The sequence below is a fragment of the Bacteroidales bacterium genome (genome assembly GCA_013141385.1).
In the GTDB taxonomy this organism is placed as follows: domain Bacteria; phylum Bacteroidota; class Bacteroidia; order Bacteroidales; family Tenuifilaceae; genus UBA8529.
In genome coordinates this window covers 279,706-297,474 of sequence record JABFRB010000002.1, presented here as the reverse complement: position 1 = coordinate 297,474, position 17,769 = coordinate 279,706, and the positions used below count along the sequence as shown (strand labels likewise).

General features: G+C 34.1%; 17 protein-coding genes. 3 read left to right on the top strand and 14 right to left on the bottom strand.

Features of this window, described 5'->3' with window-relative positions:
- Window positions 1-214: 214 nt before the first annotated feature.
- From HOO91_02450 to HOO91_02395, 12 genes are all read right to left on the bottom strand, one after another.
- A complete protein-coding gene (locus HOO91_02450) occupies window positions 215-1,645 on the bottom strand; it encodes a hypothetical protein (protein NOU16404.1) in 1,431 nt (476 codons plus the stop codon).
- A gap of 22 nt (window positions 1,646-1,667) precedes the next feature.
- Window positions 1,668-3,044 (bottom strand): SPOR domain-containing protein, encoded by a 1,377-nt coding sequence (locus HOO91_02445; GenBank protein NOU16403.1) that lies wholly within the window; start codon window positions 3,042-3,044, stop codon window positions 1,668-1,670.
- A gap of 213 nt (window positions 3,045-3,257) precedes the next feature.
- The gene (locus HOO91_02440; protein NOU16402.1) at window positions 3,258-4,928 is read right to left on the bottom strand and encodes a nucleoside kinase; all 1,671 of its coding nucleotides are present in this window, start codon (window positions 4,926-4,928) and stop codon (window positions 3,258-3,260) included.
- Window positions 4,929-5,002: 74 nt separating this feature from the next.
- Window positions 5,003-5,824, bottom strand: a complete 822-nt coding sequence (gene murI / locus HOO91_02435; GenBank protein NOU16401.1) for a glutamate racemase — start codon at window positions 5,822-5,824, stop codon at window positions 5,003-5,005.
- An 85-nt stretch (window positions 5,825-5,909) separates the two neighbouring features.
- Window positions 5,910-6,440, bottom strand: a complete 531-nt coding sequence (locus HOO91_02430) for an OmpH family outer membrane protein (GenBank protein NOU16400.1) — start codon at window positions 6,438-6,440, stop codon at window positions 5,910-5,912.
- A gap of 39 nt (window positions 6,441-6,479) precedes the next feature.
- Entirely contained in the window at window positions 6,480-6,992 is a 513-nt protein-coding gene (locus tag HOO91_02425; protein NOU16399.1) for an OmpH family outer membrane protein, read from the bottom strand.
- An 84-nt stretch (window positions 6,993-7,076) separates the two neighbouring features.
- On the bottom strand, window positions 7,077-9,665 hold the full coding sequence (gene bamA / locus HOO91_02420; GenBank protein ID NOU16398.1) for an outer membrane protein assembly factor BamA: 2,589 nt from the start codon (window positions 9,663-9,665) through the stop codon (window positions 7,077-7,079).
- A 121-nt stretch (window positions 9,666-9,786) separates the two neighbouring features.
- Window positions 9,787-10,524: an isoprenyl transferase gene (locus HOO91_02415; protein NOU16397.1), complete on the bottom strand. Its 738-nt coding sequence runs from the start codon at window positions 10,522-10,524 to the stop codon at window positions 9,787-9,789.
- A 12-nt stretch (window positions 10,525-10,536) separates the two neighbouring features.
- Window positions 10,537-11,184, bottom strand: coding sequence for a hypothetical protein (locus HOO91_02410; protein NOU16396.1), 648 nt, complete (start codon window positions 11,182-11,184; stop codon window positions 10,537-10,539).
- 24 nt (window positions 11,185-11,208) lie between these two features.
- Window positions 11,209-11,964 (bottom strand): hypothetical protein, encoded by a 756-nt coding sequence (locus tag HOO91_02405; protein ID NOU16395.1) that lies wholly within the window; start codon window positions 11,962-11,964, stop codon window positions 11,209-11,211.
- Window positions 11,965-12,102: 138 nt separating this feature from the next.
- Window positions 12,103-13,017, bottom strand: a complete 915-nt coding sequence (locus tag HOO91_02400) for an NAD kinase (GenBank protein NOU16394.1) — start codon at window positions 13,015-13,017, stop codon at window positions 12,103-12,105.
- 11 nt (window positions 13,018-13,028) lie between these two features.
- Entirely contained in the window at window positions 13,029-13,694 is a 666-nt protein-coding gene (locus HOO91_02395; GenBank protein ID NOU16393.1) for a CBS domain-containing protein, read from the bottom strand.
- A 62-nt stretch (window positions 13,695-13,756) separates the two neighbouring features.
- On the opposite strand from HOO91_02395, the gene HOO91_02390 reads away from it, so the two are divergent.
- Both HOO91_02390 and HOO91_02385 read left to right on the top strand, forming a co-directional pair.
- Window positions 13,757-14,470 (top strand): pyridoxine 5'-phosphate synthase, encoded by a 714-nt coding sequence (locus HOO91_02390; GenBank protein ID NOU16392.1) that lies wholly within the window; start codon window positions 13,757-13,759, stop codon window positions 14,468-14,470.
- Entirely contained in the window at window positions 14,471-15,274 is an 804-nt protein-coding gene (locus HOO91_02385; GenBank protein NOU16391.1) for an alpha/beta fold hydrolase, read from the top strand. It begins immediately after the preceding gene.
- Between the two features lie 12 nt (window positions 15,275-15,286).
- Here HOO91_02385 and HOO91_02380 read toward each other — a convergent pair whose 3' ends face one another.
- The gene (locus HOO91_02380; protein NOU16390.1) at window positions 15,287-16,009 is read right to left on the bottom strand and encodes a 3'-5' exonuclease; all 723 of its coding nucleotides are present in this window, start codon (window positions 16,007-16,009) and stop codon (window positions 15,287-15,289) included.
- Between the two features lie 6 nt (window positions 16,010-16,015).
- Window positions 16,016-16,639: a uridine kinase gene (udk, locus tag HOO91_02375; protein NOU16389.1), complete on the bottom strand. Its 624-nt coding sequence runs from the start codon at window positions 16,637-16,639 to the stop codon at window positions 16,016-16,018.
- 133 nt (window positions 16,640-16,772) lie between these two features.
- Between udk and HOO91_02370 the strand changes: the two genes are divergently transcribed.
- Window positions 16,773-17,759 (top strand): class I mannose-6-phosphate isomerase, encoded by a 987-nt coding sequence (locus HOO91_02370; protein ID NOU16388.1) that lies wholly within the window; start codon window positions 16,773-16,775, stop codon window positions 17,757-17,759.
- The last annotated feature ends 10 nt before the right edge of the window (window positions 17,760-17,769 follow it).

Below are 17,769 nucleotides of genomic sequence, written 5' to 3'. Positions count from 1 at the left end.
TACTGCTTTTTGTGTAAACGAACATACACTACTATAAAACAAAAAAAACAATTCATAATATTCGATTAACAAACAGCCTAATAGTTTAATACTAATCTACATTTAGATAAAAATTCTTTGACAAAAATTTTACCTGATGAATAAGAACTCTTTGCAAAAATTAACCCTGTGATTTATCACAGGGTTAATTGGTTGATTTTTAGGGTATATTTGTTTATTGAGAGAAAAAGAAGTCGTTCAAATCGTATATATCTTCAGGTTTCAGGTTTGCCTTTTCATCAAAATAGTTGTCAATTGTTTTTAGCAATTCCGTAAAAGATATGTAACCATCACCATCAGTATCAACAAATTTAAACTTATCAGGGATAACACCCGGTGTAAATGATATACTACGAGTCCAAATTTTTGCAACAGGAATTACTTTGATTTCCTTTCTTAGTACGGCATTCTTTGGATCAAACATTTCGGCTAATTTTTCCTGAGATAGTTGAACCCCATTATCATCAATCGTTGCCCCTATTGGCGTATTTTGTTCCTTATCAAGATAATCGAAAACACCATCCTTATCAACATCCAACGGACAACCCATTGAATCAACCTCAACACCAATTGGTGTATCTGGGCATTCATCAATGATGTCGAGTATATAATCATTATCTTGATCTGATATTAGAATAGGATCATAATCAATATCTGCAAACATTTTCTCGATTGTAATTGTCTTTGGATCTGAGAAAAGGTCAAAATTCATTGAAAAGTAGGTAAATGTAAAGATATCATTATACCCTTTGGATTTTAACCCTATCTTCTTAGCAACTTCAGCATCATAGTTATCTAATAAATCCGTAAGTGTATAATTCACCGTTGTTGCAACTCTAAGATTAACTCTATAGGATAGGTAGAAATCGAAGCCTACTTCAAATGGAATTGTAAAAGAGTTTTGAGAATAACTCTTGTCCTTGAAAAATTTTGCTCCAGATAGATCGGTCTCATATTTTCTGTCAAATGGCACAGGTTCGGCCTTCCATGCATCGGGTCCATCTTGGTTAAAATTTCGAATAGTACCATCTGACCAAAAATGGTAGTAATTATCCCCACTACCATAAGTTAAATCACCTTTGGGACTATAAATAAATGGTGCAATACCAATAGACATAAATGGTCTAAATTGTTTTGAGGTTCCAATAAGGTGGGCAAATCCGTACTCAAAATTTACTCCTAGTTGAAATATGTCTGTTGAAAAAGAAGAGTTGGGGTAAATATCATTGTTTAAATCGTCTTTTGGTAAAGGGAGTGTGGTTTGCATATTACGGGAGATATTAAAGTTCTGCCCATTTAAACTCCCATAGAGAACAAAAAAGTTAAGTTTGAAAAAGTTTTTTTTACCAACAAAAGTCGAAACGTTTAACTTATAACCATTTTGACCCGATAAGAGATTTGTTCCTGGGTTTTTAACATCACCAAAAAAACTCAATACTCCAGCTCCTAATGAAATAACAGGTTTATAAACTGGATTCTCAACCTCAACCTCTTCATTTAAGAGTTTTTTCCAATATTCTTCGTCCTCCTGAGCAAAACCAATCAACCCAAGGGTAGCCAATAATAACGTTAAAAATATTTTATAGCAAAAACTCCTAAAATGCATGAGCGATATTGTATATAATAAATTATCTACACCATTTTTGATTAGTAATCATCAATGCTTCTTGAACTGTAATTCGAGTTCCATTATTATATGCTGCAACAAAAGCATCGTTAATTGTTGTTGCTTTCCAAAGATTAACCCGATAATTTCTTGCCTCTTTATAAGCAGGAAACGATCCTACTGAGTACTTATACCAGCCCTCGTGCTCTTCGGTTCTAATTTCTTCGGAAATTTTATACTTCTTAAAATACTGCTTGATATTTACGGGTTTATGCCCTGCTGCGATTTGCACCCTATAATAAACCCCTTTTTCTGGTTCAAGCATGTATGGTTTTAAGTCAAATACTCTTTTGTTAACGACTTGTTTCTTCTCTTCTATCTTCTGGTATTTTATTTCAATTTCTTTCCCCCCATCCCCGCTAGGTTCGGTATAGCTTTTACTACCAATACCTTGAGAAGTATTTGATGAAAATGTTGGATTTGGAACCGATGCAATAATACCTTCAATGTTTTTAGGATCAAGGTTGGATAGGTCAACTTCTTTCTGAACAATATCAATAACCTGTGTTGCTTCGTTGATAATAAAAGAGAATGTTCCTTTTAGCATTAACTGCTTGGTCTCTGTTTTATTAATTGGAATTAATCTATATGACACCACAAATCGCTGTTCGACAGGTAGATTCATCCAAAGAAATTTAACCTTTTGATCTTTAAAAGTAAATATGGCATCTTTGGTTTGAATAGGTTCCGCTTTAAATCCTTGTGGTATATCCTCCTCAATCTTTGCAAACTTCTCTGTACTACCTTTATTTACTAAGATATTTACTGTATATTCATTACCAACTCCAACAATACTTGGAATCTGACGAATACATCTAACATTTTTAGCAACAAGAGAAACTGGTGGTTGAACTGGAACCATTTGCTGGAACTCCTGTATATCAACAATCAGATTAGGATCAATACGTAAAGAGGGTTTTATGTTAATAGTATTAGAAGTAATATTAACCGATTTTCTTTCATTTCCCTCAATGTATGAGAAAGTTCCTTTAAGATCAAACTGACCCTTCAAGCGTTCATCAACTCTTAATCGGTATAGAACCTTTATATCCTTTTCGGAGGGTAGTTTTAACCAAATAATTTTGATTTTTTGATTTTCGAATGTAAAGTTTGCATTGGAAGGATCAACGGCTTGGGCGGTAAGTCCATTTGGTAAGTCCTGCTGGAATCTTGCAAAACTTTCAATCGAACCTTTTTTCAAATTAAGTTCTACGTCAAATTCAGCACCAGCACTAACTTCTGATGGGACATCTACTGAAAGAGATACATCTTCGCTTAACAGCAAATTTATGGAAAGCACCCCTACCATGTTGAAAAGAAAGATGATAGTCCTGATCATTACGGTTGCTGTACTTAGAGTTTATTTGATTTAAGGTTTATCAAGTACAATAATAGTAAATTATTGCAATAAATAACCTACATAATTCCCTAAATTATTGACTTGTATTAAACCACACCAAAGGTAATAACTTACTATCATCAATCCAATACATTGTCAAACAATATATTATATAGAAATAAAAACTTATAAACAGATGATTAACAATACGTATTATTTATAAGAAAATGTACTTCCCCCTAGGAATTCTCTAAGGATTGACGTTGGAGGGATTTCTTTATCTGCAATTGGTGTGAAATAACTTAAAAATTTTAACAACCTTAAGGCTTCAGAATACTCAGGTTCAGTAGATGGCAATTCGTAAAGAATTGGTTCCGCATAACTTTTTAGAACACTCAGTTCACAGAGCAAAGCTGAGTTAAACATAACATCCGCGTGTTCCTGATACGGGAAAATATTTTTATCTTCACCTCTACGAACACTATCCCATCGTCTAATAGTATCTAATGCACTATAGCCTCTATATTTATAATCCCTAATTATTCTTCGAATTAACCGATTATCAGTGGTAGGAATTCTATTCATCCTATCAAACGAGAGTGATGTAAGCGCCGATACGTAAATCTTATATTTTTTTTCAATTGGAATAAGAGGTGTAAGTTCTGGTGTAAGGGCATGAATTCCTTCAATTACAATTATACCATTTGACTCTATTTTCATAGATGTTCCATCGTAGAAACGTTTACCCGTCTCAAATGAATATTTTGGCAGTTCAACTGTCTCGCCATTCAATAACTTTATCAAATCCTTGTTAAACTGATCAACATCCAACGCATTTAGAGTCTCGTAGTCTAAATCTCCATTTTCATCTTTGGGGGTATGTTCCCTATCAACAAAATAATTGTCTAGAGAAATAGTATATGGCTTTAAACCTGAAACTTTAAGCTGAATAGATAATCTCTTAGCAAATGTAGTTTTACCCGATGAAGATGGTCCTGAAATTAGCACTACACGAACCTTATCTTTCAAACTATAAATTTTGTCGGCAATTTGGGCTACTTTTTTTTCATGAAGGGCTTCAGATATCTTAATCAACTCACTGGAATAGCCCTTTTGAACATGTTCATTAATTGTTGCCACACTTCCAACGCCAAGGATGTCTACCCAATCTTTATATTCCTGGAAAATTTCAAACATTTTATTTTGAATCTCAATATCTTCAACTTCTTCAGGTTTATGCCTTTTAGGGATACGCAGTAGCATTCCTTTATAGTATTTCACTAAGTCGAAGACTTTCAGATAGCCAGTTGATGGCACAAGGCTTCCAAAGAAATAATCTGCCGTATCGCCCAAATAGTAAACTGACGTATATAATTTTTGACGTGTTTTAAAAAGCTTCGCTTTTTCGGTATACCCCAATTCTTCAAACATTTCGACTACATTCTTAGTGAGAACCTTATCACGCTTGAAAGGAATATCCGCAGCAATTATCTCACGCATTTTATCGCCAATGTTGAAGATAAGAGGAAGTTCTAGTGGTTGGTTGCAATTATCAATTTCGCAATAGAATCCTTTGGATACAGAATGTTCAACTCGAATACTTGAACCAGGTATAAGCTCCTTAACCGCCTTTTGAAGTAAAAAGAAGAGAGATCTTTGGTACATTCTCATCCCCGATGGATGTGAGATATCTATAAAGTGTATGGTCTTAGGTGAATAAACTTCATAGCTCAATTCTTTAAGCGTATTATTTACCATTGCACCCAGAATAGCACTATTAAGTTTTACATTAAACTCATTAGCGATTTCAGCTAAGTTAAGCCCTGGTAATATATTCCTTTTTTCTCCTGTATTGCTACATACAACTTCTACCTGACTTCTCATAATTTATGAATTTTTAAAAACAATTTTCTATAACAAAATGATATGCTAAGTATGTTCCAAATAAAATGTTGAAATTATAAAATAAAATTATCGAAGAACGATACATTCTGTAATTTATGCCCTATGCTTTTTTCTATATTTTCAATTATCTTTTTTAAAACAGTGGAACTACCACTTGAATAAAATGTATTGTAAGAATGATTGTTTCTTAAATCTCCAACTAAATTATTTTCTATTAGTACTTTACACGTTTGCTTGGCTACGGCAGGTGCCGGATCGATTATATCAATATTAATAGGTAGAAGCCTAGACAATAAGGGTTTAAAGAATGGGTAATGGGTACACCCTAATACAATTTGATCTATATTACAATCAAGCATTGGGTTTAAGTATTTCATAAGAAGTGTTTCTGCTTCAGTAGAACTAAAATCACCCCGTTCAACAAGTTCAACCAGTCCCTCCCCAACCTGATAGCAAACATTTATACCGGAAGCATATTTCTGAGTAGTTTCAATGTATAGTCTTCCTTTAAAAGTTCCTGCTGTTGCCAGAACACCAATGCTTTTTGTTTTGGTATTAATTGCCGCTGGTTTTACTGCAGGCTCCATACCTATAAATGGTATGCTATAATTCTCCCTTAAAAAATCAATTGCGGCAGCTGTTGCTGTATTACAAGCAACAACAATAGCTTTACATTGCTTTGAAATTAAAAATTCGGTTATCTTGGATGATAACTCAATAATTTTATCATGAGGTTTTGAACCATACGGGCAGTTTGCAGAATCAGCAAAATATATAAACGATTCATGCGGTAATTCCTTTACCAACTCACTAAACACTGACAATCCACCTGCGCCGGAATCGAATATTCCAATAGGGCGGCGTATATCTGTCATATAGAGTTTTAATTATTATTAATGCATAAAAAATATAAAACTCGGTCGCATAATGTGACCGAGTTCTCTATAGAAAAGATATTTCTTATTTCTTAACAACGACACCAAGGCCAAGTTCTTTTTTAACCATAGGTAGTATATCGATACTCTGATCTGAAAAATAGGTAACAGCACCAGAACTAATATCAAAAACGTATATAAAACCGTTTGCTTTAGCAACCTTTTGGATTGTTGCATTAGCCTTTTCAACAATTGGCTTCATTAACTCGCCCTGTTGGCGTTGATAATCCTGTTGTGCAGTTTGTTCAAACTCCTTTGATCTTTGATCAAGATCGTTAAGCTCTTTTTCTTTCATCTCGCGAATAGCATCAGTGAAAGTTGCTTTTTTCTGAATATAATCCTGATACTTTTTATTAAATTCAACTTGTAGTGTTTCAATTTGCTCTTGAAGCTGTTTGGCATAATTTTTCAGTTTTACCTCAGCGCTATCCCTCTCGGGCATAGCCATCATTAATTCTTGACTATTGATATGTCCAAACTTCAGATTTTGAGCACCTACATTGGCAGCACATAAAAAAAGTGCTACAATCATTATACTTTTTGTAATTCTAATCATAATTATAATTGTTATTAATTGTTAGGCAAAAATAAATATTTATTGGCTGTATCCAAGTTTTTGTAAAACTTCTTCACTTTTATCATACCTGGGGTTTGTGTAAAGCATATTTGGTGAGGCCGATGCATCGAAAATAACTGCATAGCCGCCCTCGTTTGCTAGCTCTTTAATAGCATTAAAAACCTGATCTTGAATAGGTTTAATCAGCTCTTCGCGTTTCTTAAATAGCAGACCATCTTTACCAAAGTATTTCACTTGTAACTCCTTAACTAGTCGTTCCTTTGCAATAACATCATCCTCACGCTTTTTTCTCATCTCCTCGGTAAGTAATACTTTTTCTGCTTGGTAATCCTGATACATTTTATCCACTTCGGCATACTTTGCCTCAATTTCTTTTTGGTACTGAGTAGACAACTTATCTATTTGTTCCTGCGCCGCTTTATAGGTGGGAATTTTTTTTAGAATATAATCGCTATCAACAAAAGCAAATTTTTGAGCCATTAATGTACCAACAAGGAGGCTCAATACTGCTGAAAGAACTATTTTTCTCATAAGTTAGAATTTAGACGCAAGTTATTACAATTATTCTGCCAATAACAGAACTAATAAAAACATAAGTCTTAAAAAAAGCTAAAATTAAAAAGGCATTCCAATAACAAAATGGAATTGACCTTTATTAGCACTTGGTAAACCCTGAACAGCATCAAAGCCATATGCCCAGTCAATACCCAACATGCCCAGCATAGGCAAAAACATCCTAGCTCCTACTCCTGCTGAACGATGAACATTGAAAGGGTTTACATCATCAAAATTTGACCAAGCATTACCCGCTTCTAAGAATGTTAAGACATAAATGGCTGCCTGAGGTTTTAATGATAGCGGGTATCGCAACTCCATTGTATATTTATTATAGATATTTGCTTCTCTTGCGCCATTAACTATTGGTGTAAGAGAACTATTTTCATAACCCCTTAATCCAATTGTTTCTCTACCATAAAGATTATAACCTGACATTCCATCACCACCCAAATCGAACCCTTCAAAAGGTGAGAAGCCTAAATTCTTACTATAGAAGTTAAGCATTCCAAATTGTGCATTTGTATATAGCACAAGATTTTGTACTAGAGACATATACCATTGGGCTCTACCAGTCCATTTATTATACTCAATCCATTTATAACGTTTTGCGGACTCCCTTTCAGAAATCATTGCATTAATTTGGTTATCCGATACATTTGGATTCAATGCTTTTAAACTTGTAAATTCTGCCGTTCTTGCAGATGCAGAATACTTCCAAAAATTTTTCTCTTTAAAAGCAGAATATGGAGGTGTTAATTGAACGGAAAGTGAAAAATTGGAGCCTGTTCTAGGATAGATTTGCTGATCGGTAGAATTTCTACCTAAAGTGACTTTATAGCTAAAGTTATTTGACTTTCCATTAGAAAAAATAAAATAACCACCTGTCCAATCTTTTAGAAGATAATTCTGAAGGGTTACCTCATTGTAAATTGTAAAGTAGTCATCAGGCCATTTTAATCGTGTTCCAATTCCAACAGAACCACCAGTAACTTTAAAGTACTGACTACTCGCATTAAGCAAACTAGAACTTGGTGTATTTTGAATTGTATGAAATAAAGAAAATGATAGGTTAGTAGGTTTTTTCCCTCCCAACCAAGGTTCGGAAAAAGATAAACTAAATGCCTTATAATATGTTCCGTTTGTTGATGCTCTTAGTGATAATGATTGGCTATCGCCAGAAGGAACAGGCCGCCAAGCACCTTTCTCAAATACTCTGCGAATTGAAAAATTAGAAAAACGAATACCCACAGTTCCAACAAACATATTTGCACCCCAACCCCCAGATATTTCAAACTGATCGTTGGCTTTTTCTTCAAGTATATATCTTAAATCAACAGTTTCTCCAGCTGGATTTGGCAAAGGTTTAACATCTAATTTTTCGGGATCAAAATGCCCAAGCTGTGCTAACTGCCGAATTGATCTTGTTATATCAGACTTGCTAAAAAGATCACCCGGTTTTGACCAAATTTCACGACGAACCACATGTTCGTTGGTTTTTGTATTGCCAACGATTGTTACCTGATTTATCGTAGCTTGATCTCCTTCAGAAATTCTCATTTCTAGATCAACCGAATCTCTTTCAATATGGCTTTCAACAGGATCGAGCTGAAAAAATAGATAACCATCATCCATATATAATGTGGTTATTGAATTATCTTCTGTAAAGAGTCTTTTCTCTAGTAACGATTTGTCGTAAACATCTCCTTTTTTCATCCCAAGAATAAAGCCAAGTGCTTCTGCTGGCATTTTTGTATTTCCAATCCAAGAAATATTTCTAATATGATACTGAGAACCTTCTGATACTTTAATTTTAATGCCAATTCTTTTATTATTAACCGGAAATACTGAATCCTTCAATATCTCGGCATCTCTGTATCCATGTTCATTATAAAATGCGAGCAGATTCCTTTTATCTTCTTCATAATCTGATTCTAAAAACTTTGATGCTTTAAATATGTTAAAGTCTCTTCTATGTGTTTTTTTCATTGTTTTTCTTAACCTGCTGGCCTTGAAAGCCTTACTGCCTTCAAAGGTTATATCGCTAATTTTAACTTTACCATTCTTTTTGATATCAAAAATAACTTTAACGCCATTAGCAAGCACCGTATCATTGTTTTGAATTATATCTACCTGAGTATTTAGGAATCCTTTATCTCTAAAATGTTTTTTAATTATCCTTTCAGAATTTTCTAATATACTTTCTGTAATCTGTCCTCCAACTCTTAGCTTAAGCAATTCCTTAAGATCATCAGATTCTCCTTTTCTTACTCCATTGAAACTAATCCCCGATATCCGAGATCTTTCTTGTAAGTTAATATCTAAGAAGATACTATCATTTACAACCTTGGTTGCAGAAATTTTAATATCCGAAAACAATCCCTGATTCCACAATTTTCTAATCGGTTTTGTTATATCATCGCCTGGAATTGTAACAGTATCTCCCACAGAAAGACCACTAACAGAAATTAATACTGACGGATCAAGAAATTTAATTCCAGACACTGAAATCCCTTTTATACAGTACTTTTTGGGAGCGTTATAGTTGGTCGAGAAATCTTGAGCCGATAATGCAGTTAACATGCACGTAGCGGCGATAAGAAATAGAGTTTTTCTAAACATCATTATTAAGGAATTATCGAAATTCATTTGTATTCTAGTATACTACCTAATCGTTTTTTAAAAGGCTTAAAGATGGGAACTTTTTTTTAAAGTGCAGCAAATTTAGCTAAGGGACTTGTATGAAGCAAGCTAAAGTTTGCAAAATAAGCTATAGCTGTTCGCTTATTTTTCCAAATCGCCGTTCTCGTTTTTGGAAATCAACAATGGCTTTATACAACTCCTCCTTATTAAAATCAGGCCAAAGCACAGGGGTGAAGTATAACTCGGTATAAGCTAACTGCCACATTAAAAAATTGCTTATTCTGAACTCCCCACTTGTTCTAATCATTAACTCTGGATCGGGAATACCAGAGGTGTTCAGATATTTTGAGAAAGTATCTTCATCAATATTTTCAGGCTTTATTTTTCCTTTGGAAAAATCGCTCATAATACATTTTACTGCATTCGTAATTTCCCAGCGTGAACTATAACTCAGTGCAAGGACAACCGTTAACCCATTACATTTAGATGTTTTTTGGATAACCTCGTTGAGTTTTTTCTGAACTGCTTTTGGGAGAGAATCGCTATCGCCAATTGTTTTGAGAGAAATATTATTTTTGATTAATGTTTCTGTTTCGGTATTAATAGTATTTATTAGCAAAGCCATTAAAGCATCGATTTCAATTTTAGGCCTGTTCCAATTCTCTGTAGAGAAAGCATAAAGAGTTAAAAACTTCACTCCTAACTCTGCTGATGCTTCAATTGCGGCACGAACAGAACTTACACCATTTCTATGGCCAAATATTCTCTGCGTTCCCCTTTGTTTTGCCCATCTTCCGTTACCATCCATTATAATAGCAATATGATTAGGAAGCAAATCTTTATTTATCTCATCAACTACTGACATATCATATAAGCATTACTGGTAAACAGGACAGGTGTTGTTATAATTATAAAGTCGGAAAGTTACAAATATTCCTATAAAAGAGAACCAATCGTTATTGTGTAAAGTTGCTTTTGATCCATCATAAACATTTTGGTAGTTATCTATTCCATCAAAAATAGTTTTACTTAATTTCCATTCACATCCAATGGTAATTCTTGAGACAGGACAGTATTTGACTCCAATACCAAAGGGCAAATTTGGAATAATATCTCCTCCAATATAAGCAATCCCTAATCCTAATACCACATAAGGAGAAAAGTTATCTTTTTTTAAGTGCCTAGTGTTAAAAGACATAAAATTAATTTCACATAAACCATTTGCTTCAATTATCTTTTTAGAAAATGATCCAGTAATTCCTGGTAGGTAAAAACCTTTTGTTGAGTAATTTCCCTTAAGTCCGCCGTAATAAGCTGACATTCGAAGCGAATAATACTTACTCAGATTATACCTATAGATTACCCCGATCCCTAGTGACGGTTGATACAACGGAGTTTCAAGATTATAATCACCCATATAGTATGTACCACCAGTCTGAATGCCTAAATCCCCTCTTTCCTGAGAATAAATAAAATTATTGAGGCAAAAGAAAAGTAGAATAACTATAATTATCTTTTTGGTCATAGAGGTTTGATTCACGGCTATTTATCAGAATACGTAACGAATCTGTTTGGCTTTTTTCAAACGATAAATTGCCTTAAAACTTAATATGTAGTAAACATCATTATGCTCAGAGTAAACGGAGGTAAATCCATCAAGATAATCGGTAAGGGTGAATCTTCGACCAAGCTCTAAGGCCAATGAAAAGTCAGGATTAACAGTAAATTTAGCACCTAAACCAATAGGGAACGCAACTGATATATGCTTATTACCTACAAAACGAGGGGAGCTAGCTAAACTTTCCTTAGGTGTTACCTTATAAAAGATACCACCGACTCCAGCAAATACATAAAAACTGAATGGCCTAATATAACGTTCTATCCCACGACCTCTTCCGTAGTTAAAGGGGGAGTAAAAGTAGTTCTTCTCATTCTCCTTAACAAAAAAGTAGTACCCTTGTATAGATAACTCATCGGTAATTGTTCTAAAAGCGAAATCCCTAGTATAATTCCTCTTAGTATCTTTATCACTTTTTGCAAAAAAACCCAATGAATTGCTCGCTTGGATATAAAATCTCTCATCGTATCTAAAAATACCCCCGAACGAAATTCCTGGGCGATTTGAAGTAAAACTTATTTGAGTCAGCCCCCCTAGGTTATGTTTATCGGCAAGAGCACCAATATCTCCATAATATTGATAGACTGAAAAAGCACTCCAAACCTCATACCTACGGAATTTCCACATTTGTGAATATCCCGATATGACTGCGAAACATAGTATAATTATAAGAAAAAATCGCTTCATTTTTATTGAAACTATTCTACAAATATATAAAATGCAGTTAATTAATCTATGGCATTAACAAAACAAACGGTCAACTTGTTGACTAATTATTCATAGTCAAAGAATAATTCTATCAATAGAGCATCTTAGGTAAAAAGGTTAATTCCGTTTATCTACACCCCATAGAAGTTTATTACGTAAAGTTTTAAAAAAATTTGTACCTTGTAGATTAACTAATCCAATATGAAAAGGTGCTTTCTTTACCTCAAGTGTTAATGGGAGAGCAATTGAATATGAATGTGAGTCAAGTGAAATATCAACTTCGCCTGAACGTCCAGTAACTTCTAATTTCAATGTACATGAATCGGGGATAACAAATGGACGTACCGTCAAATGATGAGGTGCAATTGGCGAAATCAGAAATGATGGTAATGATGGGCTTACAATTGGCCCGCCAACACTTAATGAGTATGCTGTAGATCCTGTTGGAGTTGAAATTATCAAACCATCAGCCCAGTACGTACATAGAAAATCATCGTCAATATATGCATTAACGTTAATCATTGATGTACCCTTTTTTTGTATTGTAAGATCGTTTAACCCAAATGGGAAGTTGCTAAATGGATTTTTTTCAGTAAAAACTTGAAGTAATGAGCGATTTTCGATACTATAATTATTGCTAAGAAGTAAATCAATTGCATTACCAATATCTTCTGTTGAAATGTTAGCAAGGAAACCCAAACGCCCAAAGTTAATTCCGAGTACTGGAATACATGACTCTTCGATAAATGCAACAGATTCTAAAAAAGTACCATCCCCGCCTAAACTAAGCATATAATCTGCAAGATGTTTAACTTCTCCCGAAGTACGAAATAATGCTCGGGTAGAAATCTGCAAATTGAATTCTTTTATCAAGTATTCGTGAAATGGTGCATATATAACAACTTCAACCTGATTCTTTTGTAAAATCGCAAATAGCAACTCTAGTTCTTTCTTAAAAGAGATTTCTAAATATTTCCCATATATTGCAATAACAACCTTTTTGAGTTTTTTTATTTCGATTTCATTTTCCATTTTTCACTAATCTATGTATTAAGGAATCGCATCAAAAGATCATACCGTTCATCCAAAAGTTCCTCCTCATCATCATACTTCATAAATGAGCCTCGAATGGTATAATTATAGCGATTAAAAGTCTGAATTATTGAAGTTAAATCAATTACGTTAAGTTTGAGGGTTAACTCTAATTTGGTTGAATCTGGATGTGAAGAGATGTAAGAACTCAATATTTTTGCATCATTCCCCTCAACAATTTGGGAAATTTGAGACATTGAGAAATCATTACTATTAAGTTCTATAACGATAATTCCACCCGGGCTTCTCAATGCCGAGAATTCAGTGAAATGTTGCAACAACTCCATGATAGTAATAACTCCCAAATAGTTTTTTTGCACATCAAGCACAGGAATAATTGAAAGTTTGAGCTTTGATGCAACTTCCATGACTTCAAATATATGCTGATTTTCAATCACATAAGGCCTTAAGAGAGAAAGTTGATGATTTCCAAGTGATTCTTCAGGCATATTCATATCGAAGATATCAATTTCGGAAATAAGACCCAAAAACTCCTTGTCGTTAACAATTGGAAGGTGTGAAACTTTGAAAACATCCATCCAATTTAAGGCTGTAATTCCTGTATCCGAAGTTTTTAGCGCTGGAATTATTTCTGATATCATTTCTTTTGCTAGCATAGCTTCAAAGCGTTTGGAAAAACAACTACATTTGTACAAATGTAATTCGAAAAATTGGCATTATGATCCGGTTAAGTGTTAATATTAACAAAATTGCAACCTTAAGAAATGCTCGTGGTGGCAATATACCAAATGTTTTTAAAATCGCTGTGGATTGTCAGAGTTATGGCGCTGAAGGCATTACTGTTCACCCCCGTCCAGATGAACGTCATATTCGCTATCAGGATGTTCATGATATTAAACCCATAATAACCACTGAGTTTAACATAGAAGGTTATCCTTCTGATTCATTCATCCAACTTGTACTTAGCGTACATCCTCATCAGGTAACACTTGTTCCTGACCCCCCCAATGCTCTGACTTCCAGTGCAGGTTGGGATACTATCAAAAATAAGGATTACCTAAAACAAGTTGTTTCAACTTTTAAGAAAAATGGCATTCGTACCTCTATTTTCGTTGATCCTGATCCCGAGATGGTAAAACATGCTGCAGATACTGGCACCGAGCGAGTTGAACTCTACACTGAGCCCTATGCATCTTCATTTAACACTAACCAGCAATTAGCCATTGAACCTTTTATCATTGCTGCCGAAGCAGCAAAAAAAGTTGGTTTAGGATTAAATGCAGGCCATGATTTAAATCTTGAAAATCTTAATTTCTTTGCTAAAAACATACCTAATCTACTTGAGGTATCTATTGGACATGCCCTAATCGCTGATTCTTTGTACTTTGGTCTTGAGAATACCATCCAGATGTATTTAAAACAAATCCGATAGGTGAAATTATTTTATAGAGAGTTTGGTCAAGGGTTTCCAATAATCATACTCCATGGATTATATGGCTCATCCGATAATTGGGTTACCATTGGCAAAGAATTAGGGTCTCATTCTAGGGCTATTCTGGTTGATCAACGAAATCACGGGCAAAGTCCACATTCCAATGAACATAATTATAAAGCGCTATCAAATGATTTATTTGAACTGTTTGACAATCTGCAAATAGAAAAAGCCAACCTAATAGGACATTCAATGGGTGGAAAAGTTGCAATGCGGTTTACAATTGATCACCCTGAAAAAATTTCTTCATTAGTAGTTGTAGATATTGCCCCTTGGAGTTATCTCAATGAAAATAACTCATTAAAGCAACTTGACACTGAACATCATCAAATATTACAAGGATTATTGTCTATACCTATTAATACAATCTCAACAAGAGCAGAGGCTGATGAAAAACTCTCATACTTTGTTAAATCAGAAAAAGTAAGACAATTTTTGCTGAAAAATTTAAAAAGAGAAGATAATGGCTCATTTAGTTGGCGATTTAATCTTCCCGCTATTGCCTCAAGTATTGATTCACTATTGGAAGGAATAAACCCAGCCAATAAGGAAATTCATAGCAAAATCAAAACACTCTTCATTAAAGGAGAGCAATCTAACTATATACCTTATAGTAGAGTGGAGGAAATCAAGAAAATTTTTCCGGAATCAAAACTAGTAACAATAGAAAATGCAGGCCATTGGGTTCATGCTGAAAAGCCAACAGAGTTTTTAATGGAGATTAATCACTTCCTAGACCACTAAGAAATTATCATACTATTCAAGAACTCTTTCTATACTCTCAGCATCTATGATTGGTTCATTCTTGTAACGCAAGAAAAGCTGAGCAACAGCTAACGCATCCTTTTCGCAATACTTTACTATTCTTTCAATATCTTTTTGTACATAAAACACCTCAGCTACCTGACTGCCATCAATATCATCCTTAGGTGATGGTATTTCAAAGATATTCGCAAGAAGATCCAGAGATGTATAACTCTTATAATCACCAAATTTCCATAGTTCCATAGTATCAAGGAACTTAACATCCCAGGGTTTTTTCCCGGCAACATCTAGTAAATTCGGGAGTTCAACTTTATTTAATAGCATTCTACGAGAGATGTATGGAAAATCAAACTCCTTACCATTATGGGCGCATATATTGGATTTGGGTTTAGCCCCAAATCTACTTAACATCATAGCAAAACCGCTTAAAATCTCCTTTTCATTATCTCCATAAAACGATTTAACCCTAAAGTATTTTGTTCCATTACGTTGTACTATAAAACCCGCAGAAATACAGATTATTTTGCCAAACTCTGCATAAATACCAGATCTACTAAATATACTATCAGGTGTTTCATTTTCCTTCACCAAATTATTGGCTTTTTTATTCCAAAAATGCTTGAGGTTTTCTGGCATTTCATCGTAAGTAGCATATTGAGGTACTGTTTCAATATCTAAAAAAAGCACATCCTCCTGTCTTATATCTTTCAGCATAACATTTTAAGTTAAACCGTGACTTCGCAATGTTTTTTCAATTAGAGATGCAAGAATGTTTATGGCTACCGAATTATTTCCTCCTTGAGGAACTATAATATCAGCATAACGTTTAGTTGGTTCAATGAACTGAAGGTGCATTGGTTTAACAGTTTTCTCATACCGCTCAAGAACCTTGTTAACAGAACGACCACGTTCTATAATATCACGACATACAACTCTAGAAAGCCTATCATCAGCATCAGCATCTACAAATACCTTTACATCCATTAAATCTCGCAAATCCGGATTAGTAAGGACGAGAATTCCTTCAATAATAATTACATGCCGAGGGATGATAGGTAAAGTTTCTTTGGCCCGAGTACAAGTAAGGTATGAATAAATAGGTTGATCAATTGGATAACCATTTTTCAATTGCTTAACATGTTCGTTTAGCAACTCAAACTCAATTGATGAAGGGTGATCAAAATTAATCTCCTGCCTTTCCTCAATGGGTAAATGAGAACTATCATAGTAATAAGAATCCTGAGGGATAACAACTACCTCTCCGGGAGGCAATAGGTTAACTATCCTATTTACAACGGTTGTTTTTCCAGATCCAGTTCCACCAGCAATACCAACTACAAGCATTTTTAAAAATCTTTAATTTTTGTAACTTTGTAAGCCATTTTAGGAATGGCTAAATTACAAATCTTTTTTAATTTTATCCATTAACTAATTTTGCAAGAAATTAATTTGTTATACCATTTTTAATAAAAAACTAATGAGTAATTTATATCCCTTAAAATTTGAGCCTATATATAAGGAGTATATCTGGGGGGGGGCAAAATTAAAAAACAACCTAAACAAGAAAATACCATCTAGTATATCTCTTTGTGCTGAAAGTTGGGAAATATCATCTATTCAAGAGAACTTATCTGTTGTATCCAATGGTTTTTTAGCGGGAAATAACCTTCAAGAGGTTATTGAGGTTTATATGGGAGATATAGTTGGGGATAAAGTTTACAACAAATTTGGAAACGAATTCCCAATCCTAATAAAACTTATCGATGCAACTGATACCCTCTCAATTCAGGTGCATCCCAATGATGAGGTTGCAATGAGAAGGCATCATGCCTTTGGTAAAACCGAAATGTGGTACGTGCTAGAAAGCGAACCGAACTCGCAAATTATTACTGGCTTTAACCGTAATGTTACAAAAAAAGAGTATCAAGAGCATTTAATTAACCACACTTTAAAAGATATACTTAATGTTGAACAAGCATCCAAGGACGATATTTTCTTCCTCCCATCTGGAAGAATCCATGCCATTGGCAAAGGCATTTTACTGGCTGAAATCCAACAGGCTTCTGATATTACTTACCGTATTTTTGATTGGGACAGAGTCGATAAAAATGGTAAACCAAGGGAGTTACACACTGATTTAGCTCTAGATGTTATTGATTTCAATAAATATGATAGCTATAAATTCACAAAACCCTTAGAAAAAAATGAGTCAACCGAACTGATTAACTCCGTTTTTTTTGATGTGAATCGTCTTATTTTCAACAAACCTATTGAAAAAGATTACCATTTACTAGATTCATTTGTTATATATTTATGCCTTGACGGAGAACTTGACATAGTTTACGGAGAGGAAGCAGGTGAGCATTTGGTTAAAGGAGAAACCGTTTTAATACCTGCGGATTTAAAAATAGTATCTCTTAATCCGCTGAGATCAGCAACAATATTGGAGGTTTTTCTAAAATAGATTTATTAAC

Coding starts and splice junctions, on each gene's coding strand:
- HOO91_02450 (NOU16404.1), bottom strand. CDS start 1,645: ATGCATTTTAGGAGTTTTTGCTATAAAATATTTTTAACGTTATTATTG.
- HOO91_02445 (NOU16403.1), bottom strand. CDS start 3,044: ATGATCAGGACTATCATCTTTCTTTTCAACATGGTAGGGGTGCTTTCC.
- HOO91_02440 (NOU16402.1), bottom strand. CDS start 4,928: ATGAGAAGTCAGGTAGAAGTTGTATGTAGCAATACAGGAGAAAAAAGG.
- murI (NOU16401.1), bottom strand. CDS start 5,824: ATGACAGATATACGCCGCCCTATTGGAATATTCGATTCCGGCGCAGGT.
- HOO91_02430 (NOU16400.1), bottom strand. CDS start 6,440: ATGATTAGAATTACAAAAAGTATAATGATTGTAGCACTTTTTTTATGT.
- HOO91_02425 (NOU16399.1), bottom strand. CDS start 6,992: ATGAGAAAAATAGTTCTTTCAGCAGTATTGAGCCTCCTTGTTGGTACA.
- bamA (NOU16398.1), bottom strand. CDS start 9,665: ATGAATTTCGATAATTCCTTAATAATGATGTTTAGAAAAACTCTATTT.
- HOO91_02415 (NOU16397.1), bottom strand. CDS start 10,524: ATGTCAGTAGTTGATGAGATAAATAAAGATTTGCTTCCTAATCATATT.
- HOO91_02410 (NOU16396.1), bottom strand. CDS start 11,184: ATGACCAAAAAGATAATTATAGTTATTCTACTTTTCTTTTGCCTCAAT.
- HOO91_02405 (NOU16395.1), bottom strand. CDS start 11,964: ATGAAGCGATTTTTTCTTATAATTATACTATGTTTCGCAGTCATATCG.
- HOO91_02400 (NOU16394.1), bottom strand. CDS start 13,017: ATGGAAAATGAAATCGAAATAAAAAAACTCAAAAAGGTTGTTATTGCA.
- HOO91_02395 (NOU16393.1), bottom strand. CDS start 13,694: ATGCTAGCAAAAGAAATGATATCAGAAATAATTCCAGCGCTAAAAACT.
- HOO91_02390 (NOU16392.1), top strand. CDS start 13,757: ATGATCCGGTTAAGTGTTAATATTAACAAAATTGCAACCTTAAGAAAT.
- HOO91_02380 (NOU16390.1), bottom strand. CDS start 16,009: ATGCTGAAAGATATAAGACAGGAGGATGTGCTTTTTTTAGATATTGAA.
- udk (NOU16389.1), bottom strand. CDS start 16,639: ATGCTTGTAGTTGGTATTGCTGGTGGAACTGGATCTGGAAAAACAACC.
- HOO91_02370 (NOU16388.1), top strand. CDS start 16,773: ATGAGTAATTTATATCCCTTAAAATTTGAGCCTATATATAAGGAGTAT.